This window comes from Streptosporangium saharense (assembly GCF_014203715.1).
Classification (GTDB): domain Bacteria; phylum Actinomycetota; class Actinomycetes; order Streptosporangiales; family Streptosporangiaceae; genus Streptosporangium; species Streptosporangium saharense.
In genome coordinates this window covers 83337-109976 of the sequence record NZ_JACHJP010000005.1, presented here as the reverse complement: position 1 = coordinate 109976, position 26640 = coordinate 83337, and the positions used below count along the sequence as shown (strand labels likewise).

Annotated in this window: 30 protein-coding genes; 17 read left to right on the top strand and 13 right to left on the bottom strand. The window is 69.7% G+C overall.

Annotation, left to right across the window (positions count from 1 at the left end):
* Positions 1–8: 8 nt before the first annotated feature.
* The gene (locus FHS44_RS23520) at positions 9–452 is read right to left on the bottom strand and encodes a MarR family winged helix-turn-helix transcriptional regulator (RefSeq protein ID WP_184718178.1); all 444 of its coding nucleotides are present in this window, start codon (positions 450–452) and stop codon (positions 9–11) included.
* A 2-nt stretch (positions 453–454) separates the two neighbouring features.
* Positions 455–1348, bottom strand: coding sequence for a LysR family transcriptional regulator (locus tag FHS44_RS23515; RefSeq protein WP_184718176.1), 894 nt, complete (start codon positions 1346–1348; stop codon positions 455–457).
* 97 nt (positions 1349–1445) lie between these two features.
* On the opposite strand from FHS44_RS23515, the gene FHS44_RS23510 reads away from it, so the two are divergent.
* Entirely contained in the window at positions 1446–2795 is a 1350-nt protein-coding gene (locus tag FHS44_RS23510) for an MFS transporter (protein ID WP_184718174.1), read from the top strand.
* On the opposite strand, the gene FHS44_RS23505 is transcribed toward FHS44_RS23510, so the two are convergent.
* Positions 2788–3141, bottom strand: coding sequence for a VOC family protein (locus FHS44_RS23505; protein WP_184718172.1), 354 nt, complete (start codon positions 3139–3141; stop codon positions 2788–2790). The genes FHS44_RS23510 and FHS44_RS23505 overlap by 8 nt on opposite strands.
* Positions 3142–3273: 132 nt before the next feature.
* Between FHS44_RS23505 and FHS44_RS23500 the strand changes: the two genes are divergently transcribed.
* From FHS44_RS23500 to FHS44_RS23460, 9 genes are all read left to right on the top strand, one after another.
* Positions 3274–4446 (top strand): homogentisate 1,2-dioxygenase, encoded by a 1173-nt coding sequence (locus tag FHS44_RS23500; protein ID WP_184718170.1) that lies wholly within the window; start codon positions 3274–3276, stop codon positions 4444–4446.
* Complete coding sequence (locus FHS44_RS23495) at positions 4443–5186, top strand: hypothetical protein (protein WP_184718168.1); 744 nt, start codon at positions 4443–4445, stop codon at positions 5184–5186. The genes FHS44_RS23500 and FHS44_RS23495 overlap by 4 nt, the downstream gene beginning before the upstream one ends.
* Positions 5186–6322 (top strand): fumarylacetoacetase, encoded by a 1137-nt coding sequence (gene fahA / locus FHS44_RS23490; protein WP_184718166.1) that lies wholly within the window; start codon positions 5186–5188, stop codon positions 6320–6322. The genes FHS44_RS23495 and fahA overlap by 1 nt, the downstream gene beginning before the upstream one ends.
* 56 nt (positions 6323–6378) lie before the next feature.
* Complete coding sequence (locus FHS44_RS23485; RefSeq protein WP_184718164.1) at positions 6379–8304, top strand: ATP-binding protein; 1926 nt, start codon at positions 6379–6381, stop codon at positions 8302–8304.
* 104 nt (positions 8305–8408) lie between these two features.
* Entirely contained in the window at positions 8409–8843 is a 435-nt protein-coding gene (locus FHS44_RS23480) for an NfeD family protein (RefSeq protein ID WP_184718162.1), read from the top strand.
* 4 nt (positions 8844–8847) lie between these two features.
* Positions 8848–9933, top strand: coding sequence for an SPFH domain-containing protein (locus FHS44_RS23475; protein WP_184718160.1), 1086 nt, complete (start codon positions 8848–8850; stop codon positions 9931–9933).
* Between the two features lie 146 nt (positions 9934–10079).
* Entirely contained in the window at positions 10080–11108 is a 1029-nt protein-coding gene (tdh, locus tag FHS44_RS23470) for an L-threonine 3-dehydrogenase (protein ID WP_184718158.1), read from the top strand.
* On the top strand, positions 11108–12280 hold the full coding sequence (locus FHS44_RS23465; protein WP_184718155.1) for a glycine C-acetyltransferase: 1173 nt from the start codon (positions 11108–11110) through the stop codon (positions 12278–12280). Before tdh ends, FHS44_RS23465 begins: the two co-directional genes overlap by 1 nt.
* Before the next feature lie 120 nt (positions 12281–12400).
* Positions 12401–13000, top strand: coding sequence for a phosphatase PAP2 family protein (locus FHS44_RS23460; RefSeq protein ID WP_184718153.1), 600 nt, complete (start codon positions 12401–12403; stop codon positions 12998–13000).
* Between the two features lie 63 nt (positions 13001–13063).
* Here FHS44_RS23460 and FHS44_RS23455 read toward each other — a convergent pair whose 3' ends face one another.
* Together FHS44_RS23455 and FHS44_RS23450 are read right to left on the bottom strand one after the other, a co-directional pair.
* Entirely contained in the window at positions 13064–13720 is a 657-nt protein-coding gene (locus FHS44_RS23455) for a response regulator transcription factor (RefSeq protein ID WP_184718151.1), read from the bottom strand.
* 48 nt (positions 13721–13768) lie between these two features.
* Positions 13769–15454 carry an ATP-binding protein gene (locus FHS44_RS23450; RefSeq protein WP_184718149.1) on the bottom strand — a complete coding sequence of 562 codons (1686 nt, stop codon included), beginning with the start codon at positions 15452–15454 and terminating at the stop codon, positions 13769–13771.
* Positions 15455–15582: 128 nt separating this feature from the next.
* On the opposite strand from FHS44_RS23450, the gene FHS44_RS23445 reads away from it, so the two are divergent.
* Positions 15583–16512 (top strand): LysR family transcriptional regulator, encoded by a 930-nt coding sequence (locus tag FHS44_RS23445; protein WP_184718147.1) that lies wholly within the window; start codon positions 15583–15585, stop codon positions 16510–16512.
* On the opposite strand, the gene FHS44_RS23440 is transcribed toward FHS44_RS23445, so the two are convergent.
* The 3 genes from FHS44_RS23440 to FHS44_RS23430 form a co-directional block, all read right to left on the bottom strand.
* The gene (locus FHS44_RS23440; protein ID WP_184718145.1) at positions 16499–17152 is read right to left on the bottom strand and encodes a hypothetical protein; all 654 of its coding nucleotides are present in this window, start codon (positions 17150–17152) and stop codon (positions 16499–16501) included. The genes FHS44_RS23445 and FHS44_RS23440 overlap by 14 nt on opposite strands.
* 186 nt (positions 17153–17338) lie before the next feature.
* Complete coding sequence (locus FHS44_RS23435; protein WP_184718143.1) at positions 17339–18316, bottom strand: AraC-like ligand-binding domain-containing protein; 978 nt, start codon at positions 18314–18316, stop codon at positions 17339–17341.
* Between the two features lie 335 nt (positions 18317–18651).
* Positions 18652–19071, bottom strand: a complete 420-nt coding sequence (locus FHS44_RS23430; RefSeq protein ID WP_184718141.1) for an ATP-binding protein — start codon at positions 19069–19071, stop codon at positions 18652–18654.
* A gap of 258 nt (positions 19072–19329) precedes the next feature.
* On the opposite strand from FHS44_RS23430, the gene FHS44_RS23425 reads away from it, so the two are divergent.
* Both FHS44_RS23425 and FHS44_RS23420 read left to right on the top strand, forming a co-directional pair.
* Positions 19330–20208, top strand: coding sequence for a helix-turn-helix domain-containing protein (locus tag FHS44_RS23425; RefSeq protein WP_184718139.1), 879 nt, complete (start codon positions 19330–19332; stop codon positions 20206–20208).
* Positions 20196–20408 carry a DUF397 domain-containing protein gene (locus tag FHS44_RS23420; RefSeq protein WP_184718137.1) on the top strand — a complete coding sequence of 71 codons (213 nt, stop codon included), beginning with the start codon at positions 20196–20198 and terminating at the stop codon, positions 20406–20408. Before FHS44_RS23425 ends, FHS44_RS23420 begins: the two co-directional genes overlap by 13 nt.
* A gap of 19 nt (positions 20409–20427) precedes the next feature.
* Here the strand turns inward: FHS44_RS23420 and relB are convergent, their stop codons facing one another.
* Positions 20428–20715: a type II toxin-antitoxin system RelB family anti-toxin gene (gene relB / locus FHS44_RS23415; RefSeq protein WP_312863782.1), complete on the bottom strand. Its 288-nt coding sequence runs from the start codon at positions 20713–20715 to the stop codon at positions 20428–20430.
* A gap of 123 nt (positions 20716–20838) precedes the next feature.
* Here relB and FHS44_RS42415 point away from each other — a divergent pair, with 123 nt between their 5' ends.
* Positions 20839–21105, top strand: coding sequence for a DUF397 domain-containing protein (locus tag FHS44_RS42415; protein ID WP_184718135.1), 267 nt, complete (start codon positions 20839–20841; stop codon positions 21103–21105).
* On the opposite strand, the gene FHS44_RS23405 is transcribed toward FHS44_RS42415, so the two are convergent.
* On the bottom strand, positions 21093–21701 hold the full coding sequence (locus FHS44_RS23405) for a TetR/AcrR family transcriptional regulator (protein ID WP_184718133.1): 609 nt from the start codon (positions 21699–21701) through the stop codon (positions 21093–21095). The two genes, FHS44_RS42415 and FHS44_RS23405, sit on opposite strands and share 13 nt — an antisense overlap.
* A 127-nt stretch (positions 21702–21828) precedes the next feature.
* Here FHS44_RS23405 and FHS44_RS23400 point away from each other — a divergent pair, with 127 nt between their 5' ends.
* Positions 21829–22677: an SDR family oxidoreductase gene (locus tag FHS44_RS23400; protein WP_184718131.1), complete on the top strand. Its 849-nt coding sequence runs from the start codon at positions 21829–21831 to the stop codon at positions 22675–22677.
* 299 nt (positions 22678–22976) lie between these two features.
* Entirely contained in the window at positions 22977–24053 is a 1077-nt protein-coding gene (locus FHS44_RS23395) for a hypothetical protein (RefSeq protein ID WP_184718129.1), read from the top strand.
* Here FHS44_RS23395 and FHS44_RS40235 read toward each other — a convergent pair.
* From FHS44_RS40235 to FHS44_RS23380, 3 genes are all read right to left on the bottom strand, one after another.
* Positions 24017–24283 (bottom strand): cupin domain-containing protein, encoded by a 267-nt coding sequence (locus FHS44_RS40235; RefSeq protein ID WP_221461204.1) that lies wholly within the window; start codon positions 24281–24283, stop codon positions 24017–24019. The two genes, FHS44_RS23395 and FHS44_RS40235, sit on opposite strands and share 37 nt — an antisense overlap.
* Before the next feature lie 233 nt (positions 24284–24516).
* Positions 24517–25431, bottom strand: coding sequence for a hypothetical protein (locus FHS44_RS23385; protein WP_184718127.1), 915 nt, complete (start codon positions 25429–25431; stop codon positions 24517–24519).
* A gap of 59 nt (positions 25432–25490) precedes the next feature.
* Positions 25491–26003, bottom strand: coding sequence for a hemerythrin domain-containing protein (locus FHS44_RS23380; protein ID WP_184718125.1), 513 nt, complete (start codon positions 26001–26003; stop codon positions 25491–25493).
* A gap of 325 nt (positions 26004–26328) precedes the next feature.
* Here FHS44_RS23380 and FHS44_RS23375 point away from each other — a divergent pair, with 325 nt between their 5' ends.
* Positions 26329–26595 carry a hypothetical protein gene (locus FHS44_RS23375; protein ID WP_184718123.1) on the top strand — a complete coding sequence of 89 codons (267 nt, stop codon included), beginning with the start codon at positions 26329–26331 and terminating at the stop codon, positions 26593–26595.
* The last annotated feature ends 45 nt before the right edge of the window (positions 26596–26640 follow it).

Here is a 26640-nt window from a genome sequence, read left to right as displayed (position 1 = left end):
AAGTAATCTCACGACGGACGGTGAGCCGCGTAGAGCCGGGCGATCATCTCGTTGAGCAGTCCGCGTTCGGCCGGTTCGAGGGGCGAGAGGAAGTCGGCCTCGACCTCGGTCATCCGCGTCACGGCCTCCTCGACGGCCCGTCTGCCCCTGTCGGTCAGCAGGACGAGCTGTTTGCGCCGGTCGGCCTCGCTGCGGGCCCGCCTGGCATAGCCGAGCCGCTCCAGCTTGTCGATCACCGCGACCATCGTCGTGCGGTCGAGGCCGGACAGCTCGCACAGGTCGCGCTGGGAGGCCTCCCTCCCGTGCGCGAAGCTCATCACCCGCAGTTCCTTGCCCGTAACGCCCCACGACCGCAGCTCGCCCTCGACCCGGTCGCGCACGAGGCCGCCCAGGCGCAGGAGCAGGTAACCGGTCGCCGAGGAGATCCGCTGCTCCGCGCTCTGCGTGCTCACGGTCACAACCTAAGGCCTGGGTCCGCCACGGCGTACAGGACCTCGCGCAGGCCGGGCACGTCCTCCCGGTCCGCGCGCCAGACCAGCCGCAGCGCGAGCGGCGCGGCGTCGAGGCCGAGCCGTACGAGAGAGCCCTCGGCGAGCTGGGCCGAGACCGCGAACTCGGGCAGCAGGGTGACGCCGAGACCCCGTTCGGCCCAGGCGCGCATGACGGCGACCCCGCCCGCCCTGACCCGGCGCACGTCCTGCCCGAACAGGCGCTCCCCGGCCAGCCAGAACGAGCAGGCGGGCACGTTGACCAGGAGGTCCTGGTCGCGCAGGTCGTCCCTGGTCACCCGGTGCCTGCCGGAGAGCGGGTGATCGGGGGCGGCGACGAGCATGAGCCGTACGGTCTCCAGGTCGAGGAAGTCGAGCGGCGCGGGCGGCAGGCCGAAGCCGAGCCCGCCGAGCCCCTCCCCCGTGTCCAGCAGCAGCGCCGCGTCCAGGCCACCGTCTGCGACGTCGGCCAGCAGCCGATCCCGCGCGGCGTCCGAGCGCACCTCGACCCGCAGTTCGGGACGCCGTACGGCCAGCCGGGCGAGGATCGCGGGCACGTGGGTCGCGGCGATGGTCTCCAGCGCGCCGAGACGCAGCTCACGCCGCCCCCCGGTGACGTCGAGCCGGGCCTGTTCGGCCTGGTCGAGGAGGCGCCGCGCCCACGGCCGCATGCGCTCCCCCGCCGGGGTCAGGACCATCCCCCGGGCGCCGCGCTCGAACAGCGCGACCCCGAGCGAGTGCTCCAGCACCCGGATCTGCGCGGAGACCGAAGAGGGCGCGTTGCCGAGCGCGTTGGCGGCGTCGGTGACGGTCCCGTGCCTGGCGACGGCCTCGAAGACCCGTAACTGGCGAAGCTCCATGTCCGGCCAACCTCCGCCGAGCGTTCGGATATTCCGAACGGAGCCTGCGTCTCCGCCGGTGGAGCCGTACGGCCCACCTCCCGCACAGTCGTTTCCCATGACCATCGGTTCCACCAGGCGTTCCCTGGCGTTGTTCGGCATCTCGCTCGGTTACTTCACGGTCCTGCTCGACATGACCGTGCTCTCGGTGGCCGAGCCCGACCTGGCCCGTTCGCTCGGCGGCTCGGTGGCGGGCCTGCAGTGGGCCGTCTCCGGCTACACGGTCGTGTTCGGCGCCCTGTTGCTGTCTGCGGGGGCGATCAGCGACAGGTACGGCGCGCACCGGGTCTTCAGGGCGGGCGTCGCCGTCTTCGGGGTCGGCTCCCTGCTGAGCGCGTTCGCGCCCGACCTGTGGACGCTGGTCGCGACGCGGGCGCTGCTCGGCGCCGCCGCGGCGGCCTGTGTGCCCGCCTCGATGGCGATGATCAGCACGCTCTACCCGGCGCCCGCCGAACGCGCCAAGGCACTGTCGGTGTGGGCGGCCCTCAGCGGCGCCGCGCTGGCGACCGGGCCGATCGCCGGTGGACTGCTGGTCGGCCTGTACGGCTGGCGGGCCGTCTTCCTGGTCAACGTCCCACTGGCGGCGGCCGTACTGGCGCTGACCAGGGGGCGTGCCGTGCACTGTCCGCGTGGTGAGCGCAGGATCGCCTGGTCCGCCCAGTTCGCGGCCTGTGTAGCGCTCGGACTGGGCACAGACGCGCTCATCGCGCTCGGCGCGGACGAGTCGGTCCACGCGCTGTGCTCAGGCTCCGTCGCCCTCGCCGCGGGGGCGGTCTTCGCGGCCCTTGAGAGGCGCGCGTCCACCGGGGAACCGGTTCTGGCGCCCGCCGTACTGCGTGCTCCGGGGGTGACGCCCGCGCTGCTGGCCGGGGCGGCTGTCAACTTCACGATGGCCGGGGTGCTGTTCGTGCTGCCGCTGCTCTTCCAGCGGACCCTTGGGCTGTCTCCCCTTGAGACCGGGGTCGCCTTCCTGCCGATGACGCTGCCGTTCGCCGTCAACCCGCTGCTCACCGGCAGGATCGTCGCCAGGTCGGGCCCGCGCGGGCCGGTGACCGCGGGCCTGGCCCTGCTGACCCTCGGCGGCGTGATCTTCGCGGTCGCGGTGCTGGCCGGGTCGGCGTATCCGGTGCTGGTCGCCGGTCTGCTCTGCACCGGCTTCGGCGTCTCGTTCGCCCTGCCCGCCCTGGTCACCACGGTCGTCACCTCGGCCCCGTCCGGTACGGCCGGCACCGCGGGCGGCCTGCTCAACGCGGCCCGGCAGCTCGGCGCCACCCTCGGCGTGGTCCTCATGGGCGCCCTGCTGACCCCGGAGCCCTCGGGTACGGCACGCGCCCTCCTGCTGCCCGCCGTACTGTGCGCGATCGCCGCGATGGCCCTGCACCGCTCGCGGACGCCCGCGCTCAGGTGAGGGGTTCCAGGAACTCCAGGCGGTTGCCGTGGGGGTCGGCGCTGTGGAAGCGGCGCATGCCGGGGAAGTCGTCGGCGACCTCGACCGGGTAGCCCGCCTCGTCCAGAAGCTTGGCCCACCGGTCGAGGTCGTGGACCAGGAGGGCGGGGTGCGCCTTGCGGGCCGGGCGGAAGTCGGCCTCGACGCCGAGGTGGAGCTCGATGCCGTGGCCACGGAACCAGCAGCCGCCCCTGGCCGCGAGGAGGGGCGGCTTGGGGATCTCGGCCAGGCCGAGCACCCCCGCGTAGAAGTCGCGTGAGGCCTGCTCACTTCCGGGAGGGCAGGCGAGCTGCACATGGTGGATCATCACGCCTCCAAAAGTGTCTCGACATCAAGATACTTCACCCCCGGGATGTTTGACAGCGGCCCCTCGTTGACGGAAGGTTGTACGTATAAAGGACAACAATGTCCGATAAACGGACGAGCTTGGGAGAAGCGGATGCCGTACTACCGCGTCGTGGGAGAGATTCCCCGCAAGCGACACGTGCAGTTCCGGCGGCCCGACGGCGGGCTGTACGCCGAGGAGCTGATGGGCGAGGAGGGCTTCTCCAGCGACTCCTCGCTGCTCTACCACCGGTATCTGCCCACGGCGATCATCAAGGCCGAGGCGGTCGAACCTCCGGCCTCCTCCGCCACGCTGACCCCCAACCTGCCGCTCTCGCCCAGGCACTTCCGCACCCAGGACCTCCCGCCCGGCGGTGACCTGGTCTCCGGGCGCGGCCTGCTGGCGGGCAACGCCGACGTCCGCATGTCGTACGCCGCGACCGAGACCCCCAGCGAGCTGTACCGCAACTCCATGGGCGACGAGTGCGTCTACATCGCCTCGGGGCGGGTCACCTTCGAGTCCACCTACGGCGCCCTCGAAGCCGGGGAGGGCGACTACGTCGTCGTGCCGACCGGGACGATCCACCGCTGGGTCCCCCAGGGGCGCGTCACGGCCTTCGTCATCGAGGCCGCCGGGCACATCAGGCCGCCCAAGCGCTACCTGTCGCAGTACGGCCAGTTCCTCGAACACGCCCCCTACTCCGAGCGTGACCTGCGCACCCCGCAGGAGCCGATGCTCGCCGAGGGCGAGGAGGTCCCGGTGCTGGTCCGCACGCGCGGCGGCCTGACCCGGCTGGTCTACCGCAACCACCCCTTCGACGTGGTCGGCTGGGACGGCTGCCTGTACCCCTACGCCTTCAACATCAGCGACTTCGAACCCGTCGTGAAGCGCACCCACGCCCCGCCCCCGGTCCACCAGACCTTCGAGGGCCCGAACTTCGTGGTCTGCTCCTTCTGCCCCCGGCCCCTCGACTTCCACCCCGAGGCCATCCCGATCCCCTACAACCACCACAACGTGGACTCCGACGAGCTGATGTTCTACGCGGGCGGCGACTACACCGCGCGCCGGGGCTCCGGCATCGACGTCGGCTCGATCTCGCTGCACCCCGCGGGCTTCACACACGGCCCCCAGCCGGGCGCCGTCGAAGCCTCCGTCGAGGCCGTACGGCAGGGCCACACGCAGACGAGCGAGCTCGCCGTGATGGTGGACACCTTCCGTCCCCTCGACCTCGGCTCCACCGGCCTCTCCGTCGAGGACCCCGCCTACGCCTGGACGTGGGCCCGATGACGCTCTTCGACGCCCTGGTCGACGACGCCGGGCTGTTCCCGCCGACCGCGCTGCCCATGACCGAGGCCCTGGCCAGGCACCGGGCGGACCTGGCGGCGGGCAACCCGGTGCTGACCCACCGTTTCCTGGTCGCGGCCAGCCGGATCGGCGAGCTGCGCGAGCACCTGGACCACCCGATCAGGCTCGGCATCGTCCTGGACACCCCCGAACTGCCGCCGCTCGACGGCCTCGACGTGGAGCTGGTCGAGGTCCCCGGCAGAATCGTGGATCTCGGCGACCTCAAGGCCCGGCTGTTCGTCGAGGCCGCCCCCTTCGAACCCCCGCCGGGGGTCGGCCTCAAGGTCAGGTGCGGGGGGACGACCGCCGCTGCCTTCCCCTCCGCCCAGGACCTGGGGGCCTTCATCTCCCACTGCGTGGAGCACGGCATCCCGTTCAAGGCCACGGCCGGACTGCACAACGCGGTACGCCACTTCGACCCGGCCCTCGGCGTCGACCGGCACGGCTTCCTCAACCTGGTCCTGGCGGTCTGCGCCGCCGTCGACGGCCACGACCCGGTGCCGGTGCTGGGCTCGACGGACGTGGGTGAGCTGGTACGGCTGGCCCGCGAGGTGTCCGGGAAGACCGCCACCCGCGCCAGGGAGCTGCTGGTCTCCTACGGCTCGTGCAGCACCGCAACCCCGATCGAGGACCTGCGAGCCCTTGGGCTCGTCGAGAACGCAGCAGTAGAGGAGAACGTGTGATGTCCTGGGGCGTCGAGCACCTGCCCTACGGGGTCTTCTCCCGGCACGAGGGCGAGACCCCACGCGTCGGCGTCCGGTACGGCGAGCACGTCGTGGACCTCGCCGGGGCCCTGCACGACGAGGTGTTCGCCACCGGCTCGCTCAACGCCTTCATGGCCAGGGGTTCGGCCGCGTGGCGGGACACCCGGGCGGTGCTCCAGAACAAGCTGCGCACCGACCCCGGCGCCGTGGAGGCGCACCTGGTGCCGCTCGACCAGGTAAGGCTGCACCTGCCGTTCGAGGTCGCCGACTACGTCGACTTCTACTGCTCGCTTGAGCACGCCTCCAACCTGGGCCGGATGTTCCGGCCCAACGAGGAGCCACTGAAGCCGAACTGGCGGCACCTGCCCGTCGGCTACCACGGCAGGGCGGGAACCGTCGTCGTCTCCGGCACCCCGGTCGTCAGGCCGTCCGGGCAGCGCGGCGCCGGTGTCTTCGGGCCGTCGGCGAAACTGGACATCGAGGCGGAGCTGGGCTTCGTCGTCGGCGCGCCGACGACCCTCGGCGAGCGGGCGGGCCGGTTCGCCGACCACGTCTTCGGGGTGACGCTGGTCAACGACTGGAGCGCCAGGGACATCCAGGCCTGGGAGTACGTCCCGCTCGGCCCCTTCCTCGGCAAGTCCTTCGCCACCTCGGTCTCCCCGTGGATCACGCCTCTCGACGCGCTGTCCGAGGCCCGTGTCCCCGGCGTCGCCCAGGACCCCGAGCCGCTGGACTACCTGCGCAGGGACGAGCCGTGGGGCCTCGACCTGACGCTGGAGATCGCGCTGAACGGGGACGTCGTCTCGCGGCCGCCGTACCGGGGGATGTACTGGACGCCCGACCAGATGCTCGCGCACATGACGGTCAACGGCGCGAGCCTGCGCACCGGCGACCTGTACGCCAGCGGCACGATCTCGGGCGCCGACCCCGACCAGCGGGGCTCGCTGATCGAACTGACGTGGAACGGCACCGAACCCCTCAAACTGCCGGACGGCTCATCGAGAAGCTTCCTGGAGGACGGCGACACGATCACCATCACCGCCACAGCCCCCGGCCCCAACGGCACCCTCCTAACCCTCGGCGAAGTAACCGGCACCATCCTCCCGGCCCGCTGAGTCGTTCTTGCGGCCTCCTCCGGTCTTCGGAGGGGGCCGTATGGGATGGTGACCGTGTGCGTACGGTTCACATCGAGGCCAAACCTGACCATCTGCTACGCCTGGCCAAGCAGAGGGACCCGATCGGCGCGGTCGCGGAGATGGTCTGGAACGCGCTGGACGCGGAGGCGAGCCTCGTCAGCATCGACCTTGAGCTCAACGAGCTGGACGGCGTGGAGTCGGTCCGTGTCACCGACGACGGCCACGGCATGCCCAACGCCTCCTGCGCGAACTACTTCGGCGGCCTGGGCGGGTCATGGAAGACCACCGCCAAGATCTCCCCGGAGCTGAAGCGGGGACTCCACGGGCGGAGCGGGCAGGGCAGGCTCCGCGCGTTCGCGCTCGGCGAGCAGGTCCGCTGGATCACCGTCGCGAAGGCGGTTGACGGACGGATCGAGCGAACGGTGATCAGCGGGGCGGTCGACCGGCCCGCCGACTTCGAGATCTCCGAACCGGAGACCGTCGAGGAGTCGTGCGGGACACGGATCGAGGCGTCGGTTCCCGCCGACTTCGTCACCCGTCTCACCCACGAGGACACCGCCCAGCAGTTGGCCTCGACCTTCGCTCCTTTCCTCGCGGCCAACCCCGACGTGCGGATCGTCTACCAGGGCACGGCCCTCGACCCGGCCATGGTGTGGACGGACACGGCCGAGTACGCGGTGCCGTGGGCGGAGGACGTCCATCCCGCACCGGTGCTGCGCGTCATCGAATGGCCCAAGGACGTCGGCCGGGTGCTCGCCCTCTGCGACGCCAACGGTGTCGTCCTGGACGAACTCTCACCCGGTATCCAGGCGCCCGGCTACCACTTCACGGCGTACCTCCTGTGGGACGGCTTCGTCGAACGCCGGGGTGATCTGCCGCTGGCGGAGATGGACGAGATCGGCCCTCTTCTCGCGCTCGCGCGGGACAGCCTTCGCACGCACGTCAGGAGGCGCGAGCAGGAACGCCGCGCCAGGCTCATCCACGAGTGGAAGTCCGAGGGGGTCTACCCGTACGCGGAGAAGCCCGTCGAACCGGCCCAGGCGGTCGAGCGCGAGATGTTCGACGAGGTGGCCACCAGGATCTCCCGTCGCCTGCCCGGTGCGACCCAGAGCAAGAGAACCACCCTGCGGCTCCTGCGGGAGATCATCGCCCGCGACCCGGGCGGGCTCTACCCGGTGCTGGACGAGCTGTTCCGGCTGCCCCAGTCGGAGCAGGAGGAGCTCAGGCGGATCCTCCAGCGGACGAGCCTGTCCGAGGTGATCAAGGCGACCGGACAGGTCAGTGACCGGCTCGACTTCCTGGCCGCCCTGAAGAAACTGGTCTTCGAGCCGGAGCTCAGCCGGACCGTCAGGGAGCGGAGCGAACTGCACAAGATCCTGGAGCGTGAGACCTGGATCTTCGGTGATGCCTACGCACTGATGGTCAGCGACCAGAGCCTGGACGCCGTACTGACGCGTCATCTCGACGAACTGGGCCGTGAGCCCGAGAACGGCGGGCTGAATCCTGTCCGCCGCGAGGACGGCAGGACGGGCATCGTCGACCTCCTGCTCGGACGCGCACACCGTGGCAGCTCGGGGCGTGAGCACCTCGTGGTCGAACTCAAGGCCCCCAGGGTCAAGATCGGTCAGAGCGAGGTCGCCCAGATCAAGAGTTACGCGGAGGCGATCGTCAGCGACCCGCAGTTTCGTGACGCCCGGGTCTCATGGGACTTCTGGGTCGTCTCGACCGAGATGACGGACATCGTCAGGCGGGACGCCAGTGCGCCGGACCGCCCGCCGGGCTGCATCGCCGAGTGGGGAGGGGGCGTCCGCATCTGGGCGCGCACCTGGAGCGAGATCATCGACGACTGTGAGGACCGGCTCCACTTCTACCGTGAACGGCTGAACCACGATCCGGCCGCGGAACACGCGATGGAGTACCTCCGGCGGGTGCACGGGCAGGCCATCCCGGAGGGCGTCTGAGAACCCGCGTCCAACGGAGCCCTGACGGCTCTCAAGTATCGGAATACCGTAGGGAAGGGAACCTTCTGGACATCCGAGCCGTTCAATATTAAGGAGGGCCGGAGATGGATTACTGGGTCATCTGGTTGATTCTCGCGGTGGTGCTCGGCGTCGCTGAGATCTTCACGCTGACCACCGCCCTGGGACTGCTCGGCGGCGCCGCGCTGATCACCTCCGTCGCCGCCGGTCTCGGCCTGCCGCTTCCCCTTCAGCTTCTGGTGTTCGCGGCGGCCATGGTGACGGGAATGGTCGTGGTACGGCCCATCGCCAGACGCCATCTCCTGCCGCCGTCCGGTGACAGACGGTTCGGGATCCAGGCCCTCGTCGGCAAGTCCGCCTACGTCCTGACCGAGGTGACCGGCAGGGACGGTCGGGTACGGATCGGCGGCGAGGAGTGGTCCGCGAGGGCGTACGACGAGACACTGGTGATCCCGGCGGGGGCAGTCGTCGACGTCATCGAGATCGAGGGCGCCACCGCGCTCGTTTATCCCCGGGAGTAGCCACATGGACGCACTGCTGATCGCCGGTCTGCTCATCGTGTTGTTCGCCGTTTTCACGGTGTTGCGCTCGGTGCGCATCGTTCCCCAGGCCCGGGCCCGCAACGTGGAACGGCTCGGCCGCTACCACACCACGCTCAAGCCCGGCCTGAACTTCGTGATCCCCTACATCGACCGCGTCTACCCGGTGATCGACCTCCGCGAGCAGGTGGTCTCCTTCCGCCCGCAGCCGGTGATCACCGAGGACAACCTGGTCGTGGAGATCGACACCGTGCTGTACTTCCAGGTCACCGACCCGAGGGCGGCGGCCTACGAGATCGCCAACTACATCCAGGCCGTCGAGCAGCTCACGGTCACCACCCTGCGTAACGTCGTCGGCTCGCTCGACCTGGAGATGACGCTCACCTCCCGCGACACGATCAACAGCCAGCTGCGTGGCGTGCTGGACGAGGCGACCGGCAAGTGGGGCATCAGGGTGAACCGGGTCGAGATCAAGGCCATCGACCCGCCCAAAAGCATAAAGGAGGCGATGGAGAAGCAGATGCGCGCCGAACGGGACAAGCGCGCCGCGATCCTCACCGCCGAGGGACAGCGCCAGTCCCAGATCCTCACCGCCGAGGGTGACAAGCAGAGCGCGATCCTGCGCGCCGAAGGTGACCGCAGCGCCGCGATCCTCAAGGCCCAGGGTCAGTCCCAGGCGATCGACGAGGTCTTCCAGGCCGTCCACCGCAACGACCCGGACCCCAAGCTGCTGGCCTACCAGTACCTCCAGGTGCTGCCCGAGCTGGCCAAGGGCGAGGGCAACACGTTCTGGGTGATCCCCAGCGAGGTCACCTCCGCGCTCCAGGGCGTGTCGAAGGCCTTCACCGAGTCGTTGCCCCGGTCGAGCGCGACCAGGGAGGTCACCGCGGTCGACGAGGCCGCCGCCAGGAACGCCGCGGCCAGGGAGACCGCCCAGGCGGAACGAGCCGCGGCGGAGGCGGTCGCCGACGCCGCCGAGGCCGACCCCGGCCCCCGCCAGATCGGCCCCGGCGTGCCTCCGATGCCCGACCCGCTGTCATCGGTCGAACGGGACAGGGCCGAACGCAGCTAGCCCCCCTGAACTTCAGACGCGGAGGAAAAGCCCAGCTCGGCACAAGCGTGAAGCAATGCTGTGGGACGGGTTAAGAAAACCGCGATGGACACCCCGGGAACCGGCCCGGCACAGTGCGTAGGGTCGGAAGCTGAGGGGGGATCTTCATGAAAGCGCTGGTCAAGGAGAGGGCGGAGCCCGGGCTTCGGCTGGCCGACGTGCCGGAGCCGGTCGTCGGGGCGGGCGAGGTGCTGATCAGGGTGCTGCGCACCGGCATCTGCGGCACCGACCTGCACATCCGTGGCTTCGACGCCTGGGCCAGGCAGACCCTGCGGCCCCCGCTGATCGTCGGGCACGAGTTCTGCGGCGAGGTCGTCGAGATCGCACCCGGGGTCGAGGACGTCGCGATCGGCGACCTGGTCAGCGGGGAGGGGCACCTGGTCTGCGGCAAGTGCCGTAACTGCATGGCCGGGCGGCGGCACCTGTGCCGCAACACGGTCGGCCTGGGGGTCAACCGTGACGGCGCCTTCGCCGAGTACGTGACGCTGCCCGCCTCCAACGTCTGGGTGCACAGGACCCCGGTCGATCCGGACGTGGCGGCGATCTTCGATCCGTTCGGCAACGCCGTACACACCGCGTTGACCTTTCCGATGGTCGGCGAGGACGTGCTGATCACCGGCGCGGGGCCGATCGGGTTGATGGCCGCCGCGGTCGCCACGCACATCGGGGCGCGCAACGTGGTCGTCACCGACGTCAGTCCGGAACGGCTGGCGCTGGCGAGCAAACTGGGCGTGAACCTGGCGCTGAACGTCGCGGAACGGTCCATCGCGGACGGCATGCACGAGCTGGGCCTGCGCGAGGGCTTCGACGTCGGCCTGGAGATGTCCGGCAACCCGAGGGCGCTCCGCGACATGATCGCCAACATGACGCACGGCGGCAGGATCGCCATGCTCGGTCTGCCCGCCGAGGAGTTCGCTGTCGACTTCTCGACCGTCGTCACCTCGATGCTCACCATCAAGGGCATCTACGGCAGGGAGATGTACGAGACGTGGTACTCCATGTCGGTTCTCCTGGAGAAGGGGCTCGACCTGTCCCCCGTCATCACCGACCGCTTCTCCCACCGCGACTTCGACGCGGCCTTCGACACCGCGGCGAGTGGCAAGACCGGAAAAGTCATCATGGATTGGACCGCCTGATGTTCGACAACGTCCGCGCCGACCTGCGTGACACCCTCGACGAGATCGCCGCCGCCGGACTGCTCAAGCCCGAGCGGGTCATCACCACCCCCCAGCGGGCGGACATCGCCGTCGCCGGAGGCGGCGAGGTGCTGAACTTCTGCGCCAACAACTACCTGGGCCTGGCCGACCACCCCGAGGTCGTCAACGCGGCCAGGGAGGCGCTTGACCGCTGGGGCTTCGGCATGGCCTCGGTGCGCTTCATCTGCGGCACCCAGGAGGTGCACAAGCAGCTTGAGGCACGGCTCGCCGAGTTCCTCGGCCAGGAGGACACGGTCCTGTACAGCTCGTGTTTCGACGCCAACGGCGGGGTCTTCGAGACGCTGCTCGACGACCGGGACGCGGTGATCTCCGACGCGCTCAACCACGCGAGCATCATCGACGGCATCCGGCTGAGCAAGGCCCGCCGGCTGCGCTACGCCAACCGCGACATGGCCGAGCTCGAAGCCAGGCTCAAGGAGGCCTCGGACGCCCGGCGCAGGCTGGTCGTCACCGACGGCGTGTTCTCCATGGACGGCTACGTCGCGCCACTGCGGGAGATCTGCGACCTGGCCGAACGGTACGAGGCCATGGTCATGGTGGACGACTCGCACGCCGTCGGCTTCGTCGGCGAGGGCGGCCGGGGCACCCCCGAACTGCACGGCGTCATGGACCGGGTGGACATCATCACCGGCACCCTCGGCAAGGCCCTCGGCGGCGCCAGCGGCGGTTACGTGTCGGCGCGCAAGGAGATCTGCGAGCTGCTGCGCCAGCGGTCGCGCCCCTACCTGTTCTCCAACTCGCTCGCCCCGGCGATCACCGCCGCCTCGCTGCGCGTCCTCGACCTGATCAGCACCTCCGACGAGGCTCGCGTACGGCTGCGCGCCAACACCGAGCGTTTCCGCACCCGGATGACCGAGGCCGGGTTCGACCTGCTGCCCGGTGATCATCCCATCGTCCCCGTCATGATCGGCGACGCGGCAGAGGCGGGCGCGATGGCCGAGCGGCTGCTCGAACAGGGCGTCTACGTGATCGGTTTCTCCTATCCCGTCGTACCGCACGGCAAGGCCCGCATCCGGGTCCAACTGTCGGCGGCCCACTCGCTCGATGACGTGGATCGGGCCGTCGAGGCGTTCGTCGCGGCCAGAAAATAGCCCCTGGGCCGGACGGTTGACGAAAGTCAATGTCCGTCGGCGACGATCGGTAGCTGTGTACCGCTTCCCCCGGTTTCTACCTTCGTAAGGTCATTGACCAGGGGATATGCGGGAGGGGCCATGGACGGCCGGCTGTACCGGGACGTCGTGGAGTTCGCGGCGGGCACGCCGGAGTGGCTGCGGGAACTGGCGGAGACGGGCACCGACGCGGTGCTCGCGGTGTTCGCCGTACTGTCCCTGTGGGTGTGGTGGCGCGCGAGGAGGGGACCCGCCGGGGCGATGGCGCTGGCGCTGCTCGGCCCGGTGGGCACGGTGGCCGCCTACGCGGTCAGCGAGGTCGTCAAGGTGCTCCTCCGGGAGGAACGGCCGTGCCGGGCGCTGCACGGGGTGACAACCCTCGTGCCGTGCCCGCCGTACGGGGACTGGTCCCTGCCGAGCAACCACGCGACGCTCGCGGCCGGGGCGGCGGCCGGGCTGGTGATCGCCTGGCGGGCGCTGGCGCCGTACGTCGTGGTGCTGGCCCTGCTGAGCGGGATGTCGCGGGTGTTCGTCGGCGTGCACTATCCGCACGACGTGGCGGCGGGGCTGCTGCTCGGCGGAGTGCTGGTGCCGGTGGTGGTGCTCGCGCTCAGCGGACCGACGACCACGCTGGTCGTACGGCTGCGCGGGCTGACGGTGCTGCGTCCGCTGCTGCTCGCCCCCCGCGCCGACCGTGGCTGACCGGCGCCGCATCCATGTCTCACTCATGACACATCCATGCCGCACTCATGACGCGTCCGTGCTTCACTCTCGGCGCACCAGACGGGCGTCGTGGGCGATAACCGCGGCCTGGACGCGGTTGCGCACCCCGAGGCGGCCCAGGATCGTGCTGGTGTAGGTCTTGACGCTGCCCTCGGCCAGGTGGAGGCGGCGGGCGATCTCGGCGTTGGACAGCCCGGCGCCGATCAGGGCGAGCACCTCCCGTTCGCGGCCGGTCAGCACCGCGACACGGTCACGGGCGGTCGTCGTCCTGGTCAGCTCGTCGCCGGTCAGCTCCCTGATCACCCGGGCCGCCACGCTGGGCGAGAGGTAGGCCCCGCCCCCGGCGACCGCGCGCACCCCGAGCAGGAACTCCCTCGGATCTCCGGTCTTGAGCAGGAACCCGGTGGCGCCGTCAGCGAGGGCACGGGAGATGTAGGAGTCCTGGCCGAACGTGGTCATGATCAGAACCGCCGTGGCGGGCGCGACGGCACGAAGCTCGGCGGTAGCGGCCAGGCCGTCCAGGCGCGGCATGCGGATGTCGACCAGCGCCACATCGGGCCGGTGTGCCCGCACCGCCTCGACCAGCTCCCGCCCGTCGGCGGCCTCGGCGACCACCTCGATCTCCGGATCGGCCGACAGGATCATCCGCACCCCGGCGCGGACCACCGCCTCGTCGTCGGCCAGCACCACTCGCACCACCGTCGTCCCCCTCTCATCCTTCGGACCTCGCTGAGCGCTCGCCCGGCGCTACGGCCCCCGGTCGGTGGGCAGGAAGTCCTTGCTCACCAGGTGGCCGTCCGCGAAGCACAGCCGGAACAGCTCGCTGTGCGACGCGTCGAAGGGGTTGGCATGGGTGCCGTAGTAACGGCAGCTCGCCCCCGGGGGCCTGGCAGGCTCGCCGGACACCGGCCCGTCGATGCGGGAACGGCCAGGCAGCACCCGCGCCACGGCCGCCTGGTCCTGGCCAGGACGCAGCCCTTGGAAGTCGTGGGGCGTCAACACCGAGGTCACGGCGTCGTAGACCGTGAAGGCCACGACCAGCAGGGTCACCACCGCACCCGCCGTGACGGCGGTGACGATCGCGGTGACGCGGGTCCGGCGTGCCCTGAGCCGCGCCCTGGCCAGGTGGGCGGCGGAGATCGAGGGCGGATCGGGCTCGGCGATCGGCCCCGGCACACGGGGCAACCGCGCCCGCACCTCGAACCCGGCACCACGCTCCCGGACAGGCCCGCCGCGCCTTCCATCGAACCCCGCATCGGACGCTTGGGCGAGCCCGCCGTACCCGCTGTGCTTCCTGTTGAGCCCCATGTCGCGCTTCCGGGCGTGCCTGCCGTACTCCCCGTCGGGTCCTTCGCTCCGGGGGCCCGCGCGTAGCGAACCGCCGCAGAGCCGGACCCGCTCCCTGAGGCCCTCAAGGCCGTGGCCACCGGAGCCGGGATCGCCGGGCTGTCCGAGGCTCGGGGCCGTGGTGACCGTGACGACGGTTTCGGAGTGCAGGTGCTCGACCGTCACGGTGACCGGGGCGCCGGGGGCGTGTTTGGCGGAGTTGGTCAGGCCCTCCTGAACCACCCGGCGCAGTGCCCGCTCGGCCATGGCCACCGGATGGGGGCCGTCGCCCACGGTCCTCAGCTCGACCCGCATGCCCGCCGCCCTGGCGCGCTCGACCAGTTCGGGGACGCTCTCCTCCTGGGCGGAGCCGACGTCCCGGTGCAGCATGTCCACGATCTCCTGCAGCCGCTCCGAGGCGGCCGTGACGGCCCTGCGTGCCTCGCCCGCCGCCTGCCGGTAGCGCTCGTCGAGGCCGGGGGCCACCTCAAGGCCGCCGATCCGCAGGGCGACCAGCCCCAGCTCGTGCCCGAGCAGGTCGTGCATGTCACCGGCGATGCGGGTACGCTCGCGGGCCCTGGCCTGCTCGGCGATGACCCGCTGGGCGCGTTCGAGCTCCTCGGCCCGTTCCCAGCCTTCCCGGGCCAACAGCACGTACTGCCGCCGGGCGCGACCCGCGAGCCACGGCACGACCGCGCCCAGCACGGCGCCCGCGACCGCGACGAACCCGGCCCCCGCGTCGCGGACCAGCGGGGTCACCGTACCCGCCAGAACCAGCAGGCCGCCGAGCGCCGCCACCGCGCGCCCGGCCCGGTCCATCCGCACCCCGGCCAGGTAGCAGAACGCCACCAGCGCCGCGAACACCGTGAACGGGTTGCCGCGCATGACCTCGACCAGCCACAGCCCCGACCCCAGCAGCAACGCCACCAAAGGATGCCTACGGCCCAGCGCCACCCCGGCGCCGATCACCGCCAGGCACGTGAGCGCGCCCCACCACGAGAGGGGATGGGCCATCCTGGAGGTGAACCCGGCCCACAGCACGGGCACGGCGAGCACCACCCACAGCAGCACCGCCGTGAGCGCCTTTCCCCTCGTCCCCGTCGCCATGCCGGCCACGTTATCCACCCCCGGGGAGTGCTCCCACTGCCGAAAGTCAACCTGTGGATAACTCCCAGGGGCCTGGAAACAACCCCGGTTTGTGGCCGTCTGTAAATAATTCCAGCGAAAATGGACAGGTGATAGAGACGCGACGGCTCAGGACCCTGCGTGCGGTGGCCGACCACCGTACGGTCACCGCCGCTGCCGCCGCGCTCCACCTCACTCCCTCGGCCGTCTCCCAGCAGTTGATCGCCCTCGAACACGAGGTCGGCCACCGCCTGCTCGAACGCGACGGCCGGGGCGTACGGCTGACCGCCGTCGGACGCATCCTGCTCGGCCACGCCAACGAGGTGCTCGCCCAGTTGGAGCGGGCCGACGCCGACATCGCCGCCTACACGACCGGCACGGCCGGGGAGGTGAAGGTCGCCTCCTTCGCCACCGCCATCGGCCTGCTCGTCGCCCCGGCGATCGGCAGGCTCAAGGACAAGGAGCCCGGCATCCGGGTTCGCGTCATGGACGCCGAGGGCGACCAGAGCCTCACCATGGTCCTGGACGGCGCGGTCGATCTGGCGGTGGCCGTCGAGTATCGAGGTGCCCCCGCCGAGACCGACCGCAGGCTCTCACGCATCCCGCTGTACTCGGAGCCGTTCGACGTCGTCCTGCCCCGCGAGCATCCCCTCGCGGGGCAGGAGGTGACGGTGACGGACCTGCACGGCGAGACCTGGATCGGCCCCTACCCCGGTAACCCCTGCCACGACGTGATCGCACTGGCCTGTGAGCACGCGGGTTTCACCCCCGAGTTCGCACACTCCTCAGACGATTTCAGTGCCGTCGTGGCGCTGGCCGCCGCCGGGGCGGGGGTGGCGATGGTGCCGCGCCTGGCGCTGCGCGGCCCCGACCTGTCGGGGGTGACGGTCCGCCCGGTCGCCGGCCCCGAGCGCCGAGTTTTCGCCGCCGTACGGCGAGGCGCGGAGCACCACCCCCTGCTGGTCCCCCTTATGGACGCCCTGCGGGACGTCGCGACGGCCCTACGTCACCCGGCCGATTACCCCACTAGCAGTTCCTGACGCTGTACACGGGGGTCCAGTCGCCACTGCTGTCCCGGCTGCGCGCCGGCGGGGTGGTGTAGATGAGCTTGCCGTTCTTGTCGTACATCCGGGCCTTCGTACCCTTCGTCTGGTTGTTGTCCCAGGAACCGTTACCGACGAGGGAGATGGGATACCTGTCGCAGCTGTACATGTCGATTGAGGTGCCCGTGAAATTGGGACTCCTCCAAGCGCAGAAGTGCTTGTAAGCCGCCTTACCTCCGGCACAGCCACTGGCGGCGAGACCGGTCTCAGGAGACAGCTCGCGGGGAGCGTCCTCGTCAGGAAGGGCGATGAGCACGTCCGCCTTCCCCTCGATGACGACCTTGTTGAGGGCCACCTGCCTGCCCCCCATGGTGAACACGTAGAGGTTCGCGCTGTTCTGCAGCGTGGTGATCTGCTCCTCGGTCAGCCCCGCCGCCCTGCCCTGCTCCGCGAAGGCCGCCTTCGCGTCGGGCGGGGTGGCGTTCGCGAAGTTCTCGGGCGGGGTCACGGTCTTGGAGTCCCCGGGAGGGGCCACGTTCGCGGGGTCGTCGGGCGAGGTCGGGGTCGCGGCTCCCGCGCCCTGGGCGGTGAGGAACAGCGCCAGCGCGGCGCCCGACAGCACGGTCAGGGGTCTCATCGCACGGTCCTTTCGTTGGTGGAAAGAGATCCCCGGGCCGTCTTCCTGAGGGCGCTCTTCACGGCCCGGGGCGCGGGGGCTGGAGACCTTTGGCCTGGTCGTCCGTGGCGCCCGCCGCAAGACAAGATTGACCCGCACGCGTTCTCACGGCATTGCGTGGATGCGCCAGGCCATTGCCCGTATGTGTCAGGCCCCCGCGTGACCGGACAGGTGCAGCCGCCGGTACGCCTGGGGGGTCATGCCGTAGGCGGTCCGGAAGGCACGGGTGAAGTGGGCGGCGTCGGTGAACCCCCACCGGGCGGCGACGGCGTGGACCGGCTTGCCTTCGAGCCGACGATTGGCCAGGTCACGGCGGCAGTGGTCCAGCCGCAGAGCGCGGATCCAGGCGGCGACCGTGTGTTCCTGGCCCAGGAAGAGCCGGTGCAGGGCCCGGACGGAGATGTTGTGCGCCGCGGCGATGATCTCCGGTGAGAGCGCGGGATCGCCGAGCCGACGGTGGATGAAGGCGTGGATCCGCGCCATCAGGACGCGCTGCCGGGTCTCGGGAGAGACCTCCGTGCCGTTCTCGCGGGCGAGCAGCATCGTCAGCAGGTCGAGCACGGTCGCGCCGAGACGGGTGGTCTCACAGGCCTGGAACTGGTCGGCGTTGGCGGCGAGGTGGCCGAGGAACCCCAGGAGCAGGGCGCCGACGCCCTCCCGACCGGAGAAGACCCACGGGGTGCGCCGTTCGGACACGGGCTCGGGCAGATGGAGCATCGCGCGAGGGACCATGGCGAAGATGCCCCGGATCGCGCCCTCGTCGTCACCCGTCGTCAGCACGGAGTACGGGGTCCAGCTGTTGTAGACCACGATGGTCGACAGGCCCATGGCGACGTGCTCGCGTCCCTGCACCACGGCGCCGTGGCCACGCAGGGGCACCGCGACCTGGAGCAACTCCGGGTCGGACTGCCGGATGTGTTTCATGGTGCGATGCGTCCAGATGTCCGAGCAACCGACTCGGGAGAGCTGGACGGCGCCGAAGTCCGTGCTGCGCATCTCCCCCTGGAAGTCGGCGGGGGACTCGCTGACGATCTCCAGCGGCAACAGCGTCCTGGAGACCAGATTCCGCCAGTATTCGAACCGTTCGGCGGGTGCGACACCACCGGTGTGAATCACGGTGTGCACTGTCGTCCTCCTTATGACGTCACCGATTTTCCTACCGTTCGTGCTCGTGCCGACCGGAACCGGGCCTCTACAAACCCCCCTTTTTCATGATATTTCGTTGTTTGCTAATGAATGCAGGGGTTGCATGAAACGTCGATATCGCTCTGGCCGAAATATCACCCTCCAGATCGACCGACACCCTCCCCGTGACCCGATTTTCTCCGGCCCTCGACACGCTGTCCGCGTCCTTTTCTACGGGCGGCCCGTTGTCCGGTGTCGCAAGCCGGACACCGGACAACAAGCTCCTGACAACGGGGTACGGCGAGGCGGCACGTGTGGAAAACGGGGAGAACCGCTCAGCCGAAATTCCGTCTCGGCCGGGGAATGTCGTCATGCGCCGGGAGATGGTCGGGAGCCTCTCCCAGCCCGGGGAAAGGGTCCTTCGGGACGGCGGGGACCTCGCACCAGACGGTACGGCCCCGCTCGCACGAGCGGCAGCCCCACCTCCCACCGGAGAGCAGGCCGACGAGGATCATGCCCCGGCCACTCTCCGACAGCGGGAGCCCTCGAACGTTCTCCTGGTCCTCGACCTCGACCCGCAGCAGGTCGTCGAGCGTGAGCAGCCGCAACGTCAGCGGGCCGCCCGCGTGCCGTACGGCGTCGGTGACCAGTTCCGACACGGCGAGCCGTACGTTCTCGTAGGCGGGGTGGTCCTCCCCCAGCCATTCACGGACTTCTTCGCGAGCCCGTGAAGCGGACTCCGGGTGGTTGGGCAAGTAGGTTTCGCTGTTTTTCTCCGGTCTCATGGGTCGCCTTCCCCAGCCGTATTGGGCTGGTTTTCCGTTTCACTCGGTTCGCCGACCAGGGTCTCGTCCTACTCCTGGACGGCCACTCATACGGTCGCAAAGCCGTGAGCGGAGGCGGTTGCAAAAGTGTTCACTCTGCCTTCACACTTCTGCGAACACCTGCCGAACCCGCTAAATCCCCCTCCACAATGGCCTCGTACCCATCCGCGAAACCGAGAGGAGCTGGAGATGACCGTCCCCCCGGAACAGGAACAGCCCCCGGATTCGGCTACAGAGCCGACAGACCCCATCGATCCCTACATTTCCCCGCGAATTCGATTCGGGGCAGAACTTCGCAAATTCCGCCTCGCGGCGGGGTTCAGCCAGCGGGAGCTCGGCAACCTCATCCACCTGTCGGTCAGCCAGCTCAGCATGATCGAGAACGGCCACCGCGCACCGACCCTCGCCCTGGCCAGGAGGGTGGACAAGGCCCTCAACATCGGCTCCACCCTCGCCGGGCTGCTCGACCGGCTGAACAGGGCGGAGGCCCAGCTCCCCCGCTGGTTCCGCCCGTGGCTCGAGTTCGAGCGCGAGGCCGAGACGCTGCGCATCTGGGCGGCGCTGATGGTGCCCGGCCTGCTGCAGACCGAGGACTACGCGCGGGCCATCCTGAGCCGCAAGCCCGGCGCCACCCCCGAGCAGATCGAGGACAAGGTGGTGGCCAGGATGGAGCGGCAGGAGATCCTGAAGCGGCGGATGCCGCCCATGCTGTGGATCGTGCTGGACGAGGGCGTGCTGTATCGTCCTGTCGCCGAGCCCGAGGTGATGCTGGGCCAGTGCGAGCGACTGCTGGAGGCCGGGGAGCACCTGCGCATATCCCTGCAGATCCTTCCCTACAGCGCGCGGAACGTGCTTGGCTTGCTGGGAAGCTTCACCCTGGCGGACCTGCCGAGGGAGACCTACCCGGTGGCCTACATCGACTCGCAGAGCCTGGACGACCGCGTCACCGACCGGGCGACCGACATGAAGAACCTGGCATTCCGCTACGAAGCGATCCGCGCCGACGCCCTCCCCCGGCGTGAGTCCCTCAACCTGATCAAGGAGACGATGCGCAGATGGACGACCTGACCAGGCACCTTTCCACCGCCCGGTGGCGTAAGTCCAGCCTGTCCGGTGACGACGGGAGCGACTGCGTCGAGGTCGCGGCCCTGCCCGGCGGACACCACGCCCTCCGCGACACCAAGGACCGCACCGGCCCCGCCCTCGTCCTCACCCCGGCCGCCTGGTCCAACCTCCTGAGCACCCTCAGGACCGACGCCCTCGATTGAGCCGAACGCGACTGGCCTCTCAGGCGGCGGGAGCCCGAGGGGCCAGACGGATCTCAAGCTCGGCGTCCAGGGCGCGGGCCAGCCGGTCCAGGATCGGCAGCGTGGGAATGCTCCCGCCCGCCTCGAAGCGGGCGACCGTCGAGCGCCTCAGCCTGGCCGCGCGGGCCAGGTCGTCCTGGCTCCAGCCCCGGCCCTCACGCATCGCGCGGACGACCTTGCCCAGCTCGTAGGCGAGACGCGCCGCCTCGTAGACCTCGGCTGCGTCCGGCTCGTCCATCCGGCGCCCCCTGAGCTCCCGTCGGCTCACGTCGCCTCCCTCCCACTCGCACGCGTCCAGGGCCACTTCGTTATGACGCCTCGCGTTTACCCAAACACAAAAGGTGAGACGCTTCCATCGGTATCGAACACCCACCAAGGAGGCGACACGCGGATGATCACATGGCGCACGTCCAGCCTGTCCGGCCACGATGGAAGCGACTGCGTCGAGGTAGCGGTCCTCCCGGACGGCCGTCACGCCCTCCGCGACTCCAAGAACCGCACCGGCCCAACCCTCCCCCTCACCCCAACCGCCTGGACCAACCTCGTCAAGGCCATCAAGAGCGACACTCTCCACCAAAACCGCCCAAGCCTGTCGTTCGCCGGAACCCTGCACTCAGGTGTCGGAGATCTCGCCGAACGCCACGATCACCTGCGGTGACGCAGCCCGTTCAGGGCGGTTTCTATGAGTTTGTCGGCGTATTCGGGGGTCAGCGGGCCCGTCCGCTGGAGCCAGCGGTTGAGCAGGGGGCCCCAGAGCACGTCGACGGCCATGTCCAGATCCAAATCCTCGGCCAGTTGACCGGCCCGCTGGGCGGCCTCAAGGCGGCGTTTCTTGATCTCGCGCATCGGCCCGTCGAGGCGTTCGCGGTAGACGGCGGCCAGGTCGGGATCGTGTGAGATCTCGGTGCTGAGCGCGCGCATCGGCTCGTCGAAGCGCGGATCGTTCAGCTCGTCCACCGTGGCGCGCATAACCAGCTTGAGGTCGGCCTCCAGGTCACCGGTGTCGGGCAGCGCGGCCTCGCCGCCCTCCCCCTCACCGAGCATGAGGAAGGCGTCGAAGAGCACCGCCCCCTTCGACGGCCACCAGCGGTAGATCGTCTGCTTGCCGACCCCGGCCCGCGCGGCGATGCCCTCGATGCTCAGCTTGGCGTATCCCACCTCGCCGACCAGCTCGAAGGCCGCGGTGAGGATGGCCCGGCGCGAGGCGTCGCTGCGGCGGGCGGCGTTCGGCGTGTTCTGGCGTCGCGTGGTCACGCACCCAACCTAGCAAAACACAAGACGAGACGGACCGTCTTGACGCATCCACAAAACCCCTCTATGGTTACCGTCATCGAACGAGACGAACCGTCTCGCTTCGCCAAAAACACCAAGGAGTTCCTGTATGCGCACCTCCCCACGTACCTGGTTCGTCACCGGCGCGAGCCGGGGCCTGGGCCGTGCCTTCACCCTGGCGGCACTGGAGCGCGGCGACCGGGTGGTCGCCGCCTCCCGCACCGTCACCCCGAACGACTTCGGCGACCGGTACGGCGACCGCCTGCTGACGCTGTCCCTGGACGTGACCGATAGGGAGGCCGTGTTCGCCGCCGTGGACACCGCCGTCAAGCACTTCGGCCATCTCGACATCGTGGTCAACAACGCGGGAACCCTGTCCATGGGCATGGTCGAGGAGTTCACCGAGGCCGAGGCCCGCGCCCAGTTCGAGGTCAACCTCTTCGGGGCGATGTGGGTCTGCCAGGCCGTACTGCCCCATCTGCGGGAGCGGGGGGCCGGGCACATCCTGCAGGTCTCCAGCATCGCCGCACTCGGCGGCTTCCCCAGCACCGGGATGTACAGCGCGAGCAAGTTCGCCCTCGAAGGCATGAGTGAGGCGCTGGCCATGGAGGCGGCGGGCTTCGGCGTCAAGGTCACCATGGTCCAGCCCGGCGGTTACTGGACCGACCTCTACACCAGCGCGACCATGACCACGCCCGCCGAGCCGTACGGCCCGCTCCGCGCCGAGCTGGAGAAGCAGTGGGCGGAGGGTTCGATCGACAGCGAACCGCGGTTGGCCGCGGAGGCGGTGCTGAAGCTGGTGGACAGTGAGAACCCACCGCTGCGGTTGCTGCTCGGCAACATGGTCTACGACCTCGCCTTCAACGTCTGCCGTCAGCGGATGGAGACCTGGGAGAGCTGGGAGGAGGTCAGCCGGGCGGCCGAGCACGCTGTACCCGCGCCGGGACTTCCGGAGTGACCGGGCCGGGAAAACCGAATGGGCCGGGCGAATAATTTCTTACTTAGCGTTATATAGCGCTTTTGGGAATTATTCGCCCGAACGACCCACGTGACCAGGTGTTCGCTGGATTGTGATGGTGTTCATCACTGTTCGAGGGGACTTGCCGGTGTTACGCTGCGGGAGTCGCGGTCATCCATAATTAGCGGGTCCGTATTCGCCTCTTCGGTCTGCTTTCGCCAGCGTGGATTTCCCTGGGGTCCGGGGCCGACCCCATCCTGATTCCCAGCAACGGGTCACCCCCAGCTTTGGAGCGTTACATGCCGAGCGGCAGCATCTTCATGACCCCAGGCGTCCTGCGCGACCTCAAGACCGAGAGCACCTACGACATCCCGCACGCCCTCAGGAACCGCCACCCCGTGGGAAGCCTGGTGACCTACACCCTCGCCGACCCCAGGACCGTCGGCTCCATCACCCGGGGCCTGGCCGGCATCACGATCGCCGGCAACGCCGTTGACGACGAGTCGGGGGTCCTCATCCCGCTGAGCGCCGCACTGCGGGGCGCCTACCCCGAACGCACCCGCGTCCGGTTCCAAGGCACCCGCGACGAGGTGAACAGGCTGGAGGCGCTCGGGCTCGTCATCGGCACCCAGGAACGCCGGATCGATGTCGTGGACCTGACGGAGAGCGCCCCCGCCGACCTGTCCGACCTGGGCGTGTCGATCGAGCAGGACGCCGAGGACAAGTCGGACTTCCCGCACAACCAGCTCTACTACCACGTCGGCCCCGAGACGGCGTGGACCACCCGCATCCACACCTGCACCGCCCTGGCCATGTGGAGCCGTACGGCAGGCATCTCCTACCTGTCCCACGCCGACTCAAGCACGTCGCCGGAGACGATCGCGGAGAACGTGACGGAGTTCTTCACGGACGTGATCAAGGCCGGAGCCGTCCTCACCACGCCCGGCGAGCTGAGCGTCATCCTGTTCACCGCCGAGGACACGCTGACCGGCAGGGCCACCTCGGTCCAGAGCATCCTGGGCGCGCTCGACCACCTCGACGCGACGCACACCAGGGCCGTCTACGAGCACGCGAAATGCCACATCGCCGGTCCCGACGACGCCATCGTGGTCACGGCGGGCGCGGCCCCCAGGGTGCTGCTCAGCTACCCCGACCACGTGGATTATCTGCTGACCCGCTACGCCATCAGGGGTGAGCAGAACGTCCGGGGCATCCTCGTTGAGGTGCTGAAGACCGCCGAGGAGAACCACGAGTTCGAGCCCAAGGCCTACCGCGCGGCGAAGAAGGCCAGGGAACTCGACGACAAACAGCTCTACCGGCTCCTCGTCGCCCTGGTCGGCTACACCGACGAGGAGGCCAAGAAGCGCTGGGGGTGACCCCGTCGGACCCGGCTCAGGTAGAACTCGGCGCGTTCCTCCTCGCTCATCCCGGCGAGCGTCGGCAGGTCCTCGAAGTACGGCTCGCGGGGCGCGCCGGGCGCGAACAGGATCAGCATCGACGCGTCCTCGCCGGACTCGTTCCTGAAGGCGTGCACCCCGCCCTCGGGAACGTGCAGGAAGTCCCCGCCGGTCGCCTCCGTCCAGCGCTCCCCGTCGTACAGACACACCACTCGGAGATCCCACGGTGGAAGTGCGGGCTGGGGCCGCTCGGCTCCGGCCCCATGTTCCACCGGTAGAGGCCGAACTGTCCGTTCGTCGAGGCCCCGGTGGCCAGGTAGGCGGTGCTGACCGGCGACCTGACCAGCTCCGGCGGAGTGCTCGCGGGCCGGTTCTCCCCCAAATACTTCGGATCGGGATAGGACATCGTCGGTTTCCACGTGTTCCCTGCCATGTTCCCCGGTCAGAGCGCCGTGGCGGCTCCGAGGTCCAGGAGGCCGTTGCGACGCAGGAGTTCGACGGCGCGGACGGTGACGTGTCCGCGCCAGTCGAGCGCTCCCGCCGGGGAGATCCTGGCGTACTCGACGGTCCATCCGCCGTCGTCCCGCTGTGCCCCGGCCAGGCGGTCCAGGTCCGCGGCGACCACCTCTGGCGTGAAGAGGGCACGCGCGGGACGGCCGGGCAGGGGCGCGAAGTCCAGCGGGCGAAGCGCCTCCTCCTCGGTGCCGCCCTCGACGGCCACCACACCGTCCGCGGGGACATACTCCCCCAGACGCCGCAGGAGCCCGGCCGCCTCGGGGTACGTGTCGTGCACGGCGTCGAGGAACCGTACGGCGAACAGCAGCACGTAGGCGGAGGGCCGCTCCCCGAGCGCCTCGATCGCGTCCAGGCAGTGGCGGGTGGCGCGGGCCAGCCAGGGGTGCTCCGCGACGGCCCGGTCGTGTCCGGCGACGCGGTGCGCGGCGGCTGCCGTCACGGCGGTGATCTGCAACGACGAACCCGGCGTCTCGGCCCCGGCCGCCCACCACGGGGCGGTTCCCTCGGCCACGGTCAGCGGCAGGGCGAAGGGCAGGCCGCCGTCGGGCAGTGTGACCGACCCGAGCCAGTCACACAGCTCGACGGCCCGCCCCGTGGTGACCGGGGCGACGTCCTCGAACACCTCGAAGGCGTGCAGCGCGGCCCCCGGCTGGCTCTCCGGCGAACGCAGGTCGGCCTCAAGGCCCCACCCGTAGCCACCGTCGGCGTTGCGGTAGCCGTCGAGCGCGGCCAGCACGGCACCGGGGTCGGCCTGGCCGGTCAGGAGTTGGAAGCGACGACGGTCGAGAACACGCGCGTGCGCGGCCATGAAGGACGCCGCCGCGGCGAGGTCAATGCTCATGACCCCCATCGTGGCCAGGCCGTACGGCATGCGTCTTGCAAGGAACGGCCTTTTTGGGGTTAGTCGTTTTTGGAGGATTCGAGCCAGGCGGGGGGTCTGAAGTCGGGGTCGCCGGGAGAGCCGAGGCCGTCGAGGGCCGCGACGATCTTCTTCTCCTCGTAGAGGAAGTGTGTCTCCAGGACGGCGGCCAGGCCGTCGAGCGTGACGCGCACCCGCCGCGCCTCCTCGGGGCCGGGTGGCCGGTCGTCGAGGCCATCGACCAGGTTCTCCAGGTCGCGCAGGATGTCCGCGACGAACAGGTGGTCGTGTTCGAGCTGCTCGATGACGGGCCGCAGTTCGGGGAAGCGCTCGGCGAGGGCGGGGAAGGCCCCGGCGTCCTCGCCGGTGTGGTGCAGGGTCAGCGCGGAGCAGAAGGCCAGGCAGTGCGCCCGTAGCTGTCGTGGCCGCTCCGCACGGCCTTCGAGGTGGGCGTCGACGTCGTCGCCGAGCCTGGCGAGCTCCTCACGGAGCCAGTTGTGAACTTCGATCAACTGGTTGCCGAACGCCGTAAGGCGGGTGTCGGGGGTTTCCATGGTTGTCCCATGTTTCGGCGCCTCCATGCCCTCGACGATCTCCTTGCCGGGTGCACTGCGACGCTGAGGCGGGATTCCATCATGCCTGGCCGCCTCCGTCAACCCACCCGGTACGCCCAACCGCCGCACACGGTAAACGGTCAGCATTTTCCCGAGAGCTGAAATCCGGCCGTCGCAGGGATTCCCGGAAGTCTGGATATAGACCGATAAAAGCCCTTCCCGAGAAATCCACAAGTCCGACTTAACGGATAAATCCCTTCGTATTCTGGCCTTGTCGATCGTGTCCTCCGGGAGTCCTCCGGAGGCCTGATCAGAGGAGGAGTCCATGGACCGCAGGCACCGCCCAAGCCCGGCGCTTCTCGCCGCACTCGCCCTCGCGGGCGTCGCGTTCCTCCCGGCCACCACCGCCTCGGCACGGGTGACGGCCCCCGACGACAAGCCACCGGCCTACCAGCAGGCCTACGAGAAGGGATACGCCGACGCGGCCAACATGTGCGAAAAGGCCGCGAGCTTCTCCTACGACGAGTCGGACAGCTGGGACAGAAAAGGCTGGGTAGACGGCTACAACGCCGGCCACGCCGCCCAGTGCTGACCTGAGGGGAGCCTTCCTTCCCGGTGGCCGTCACCCGACGACCAC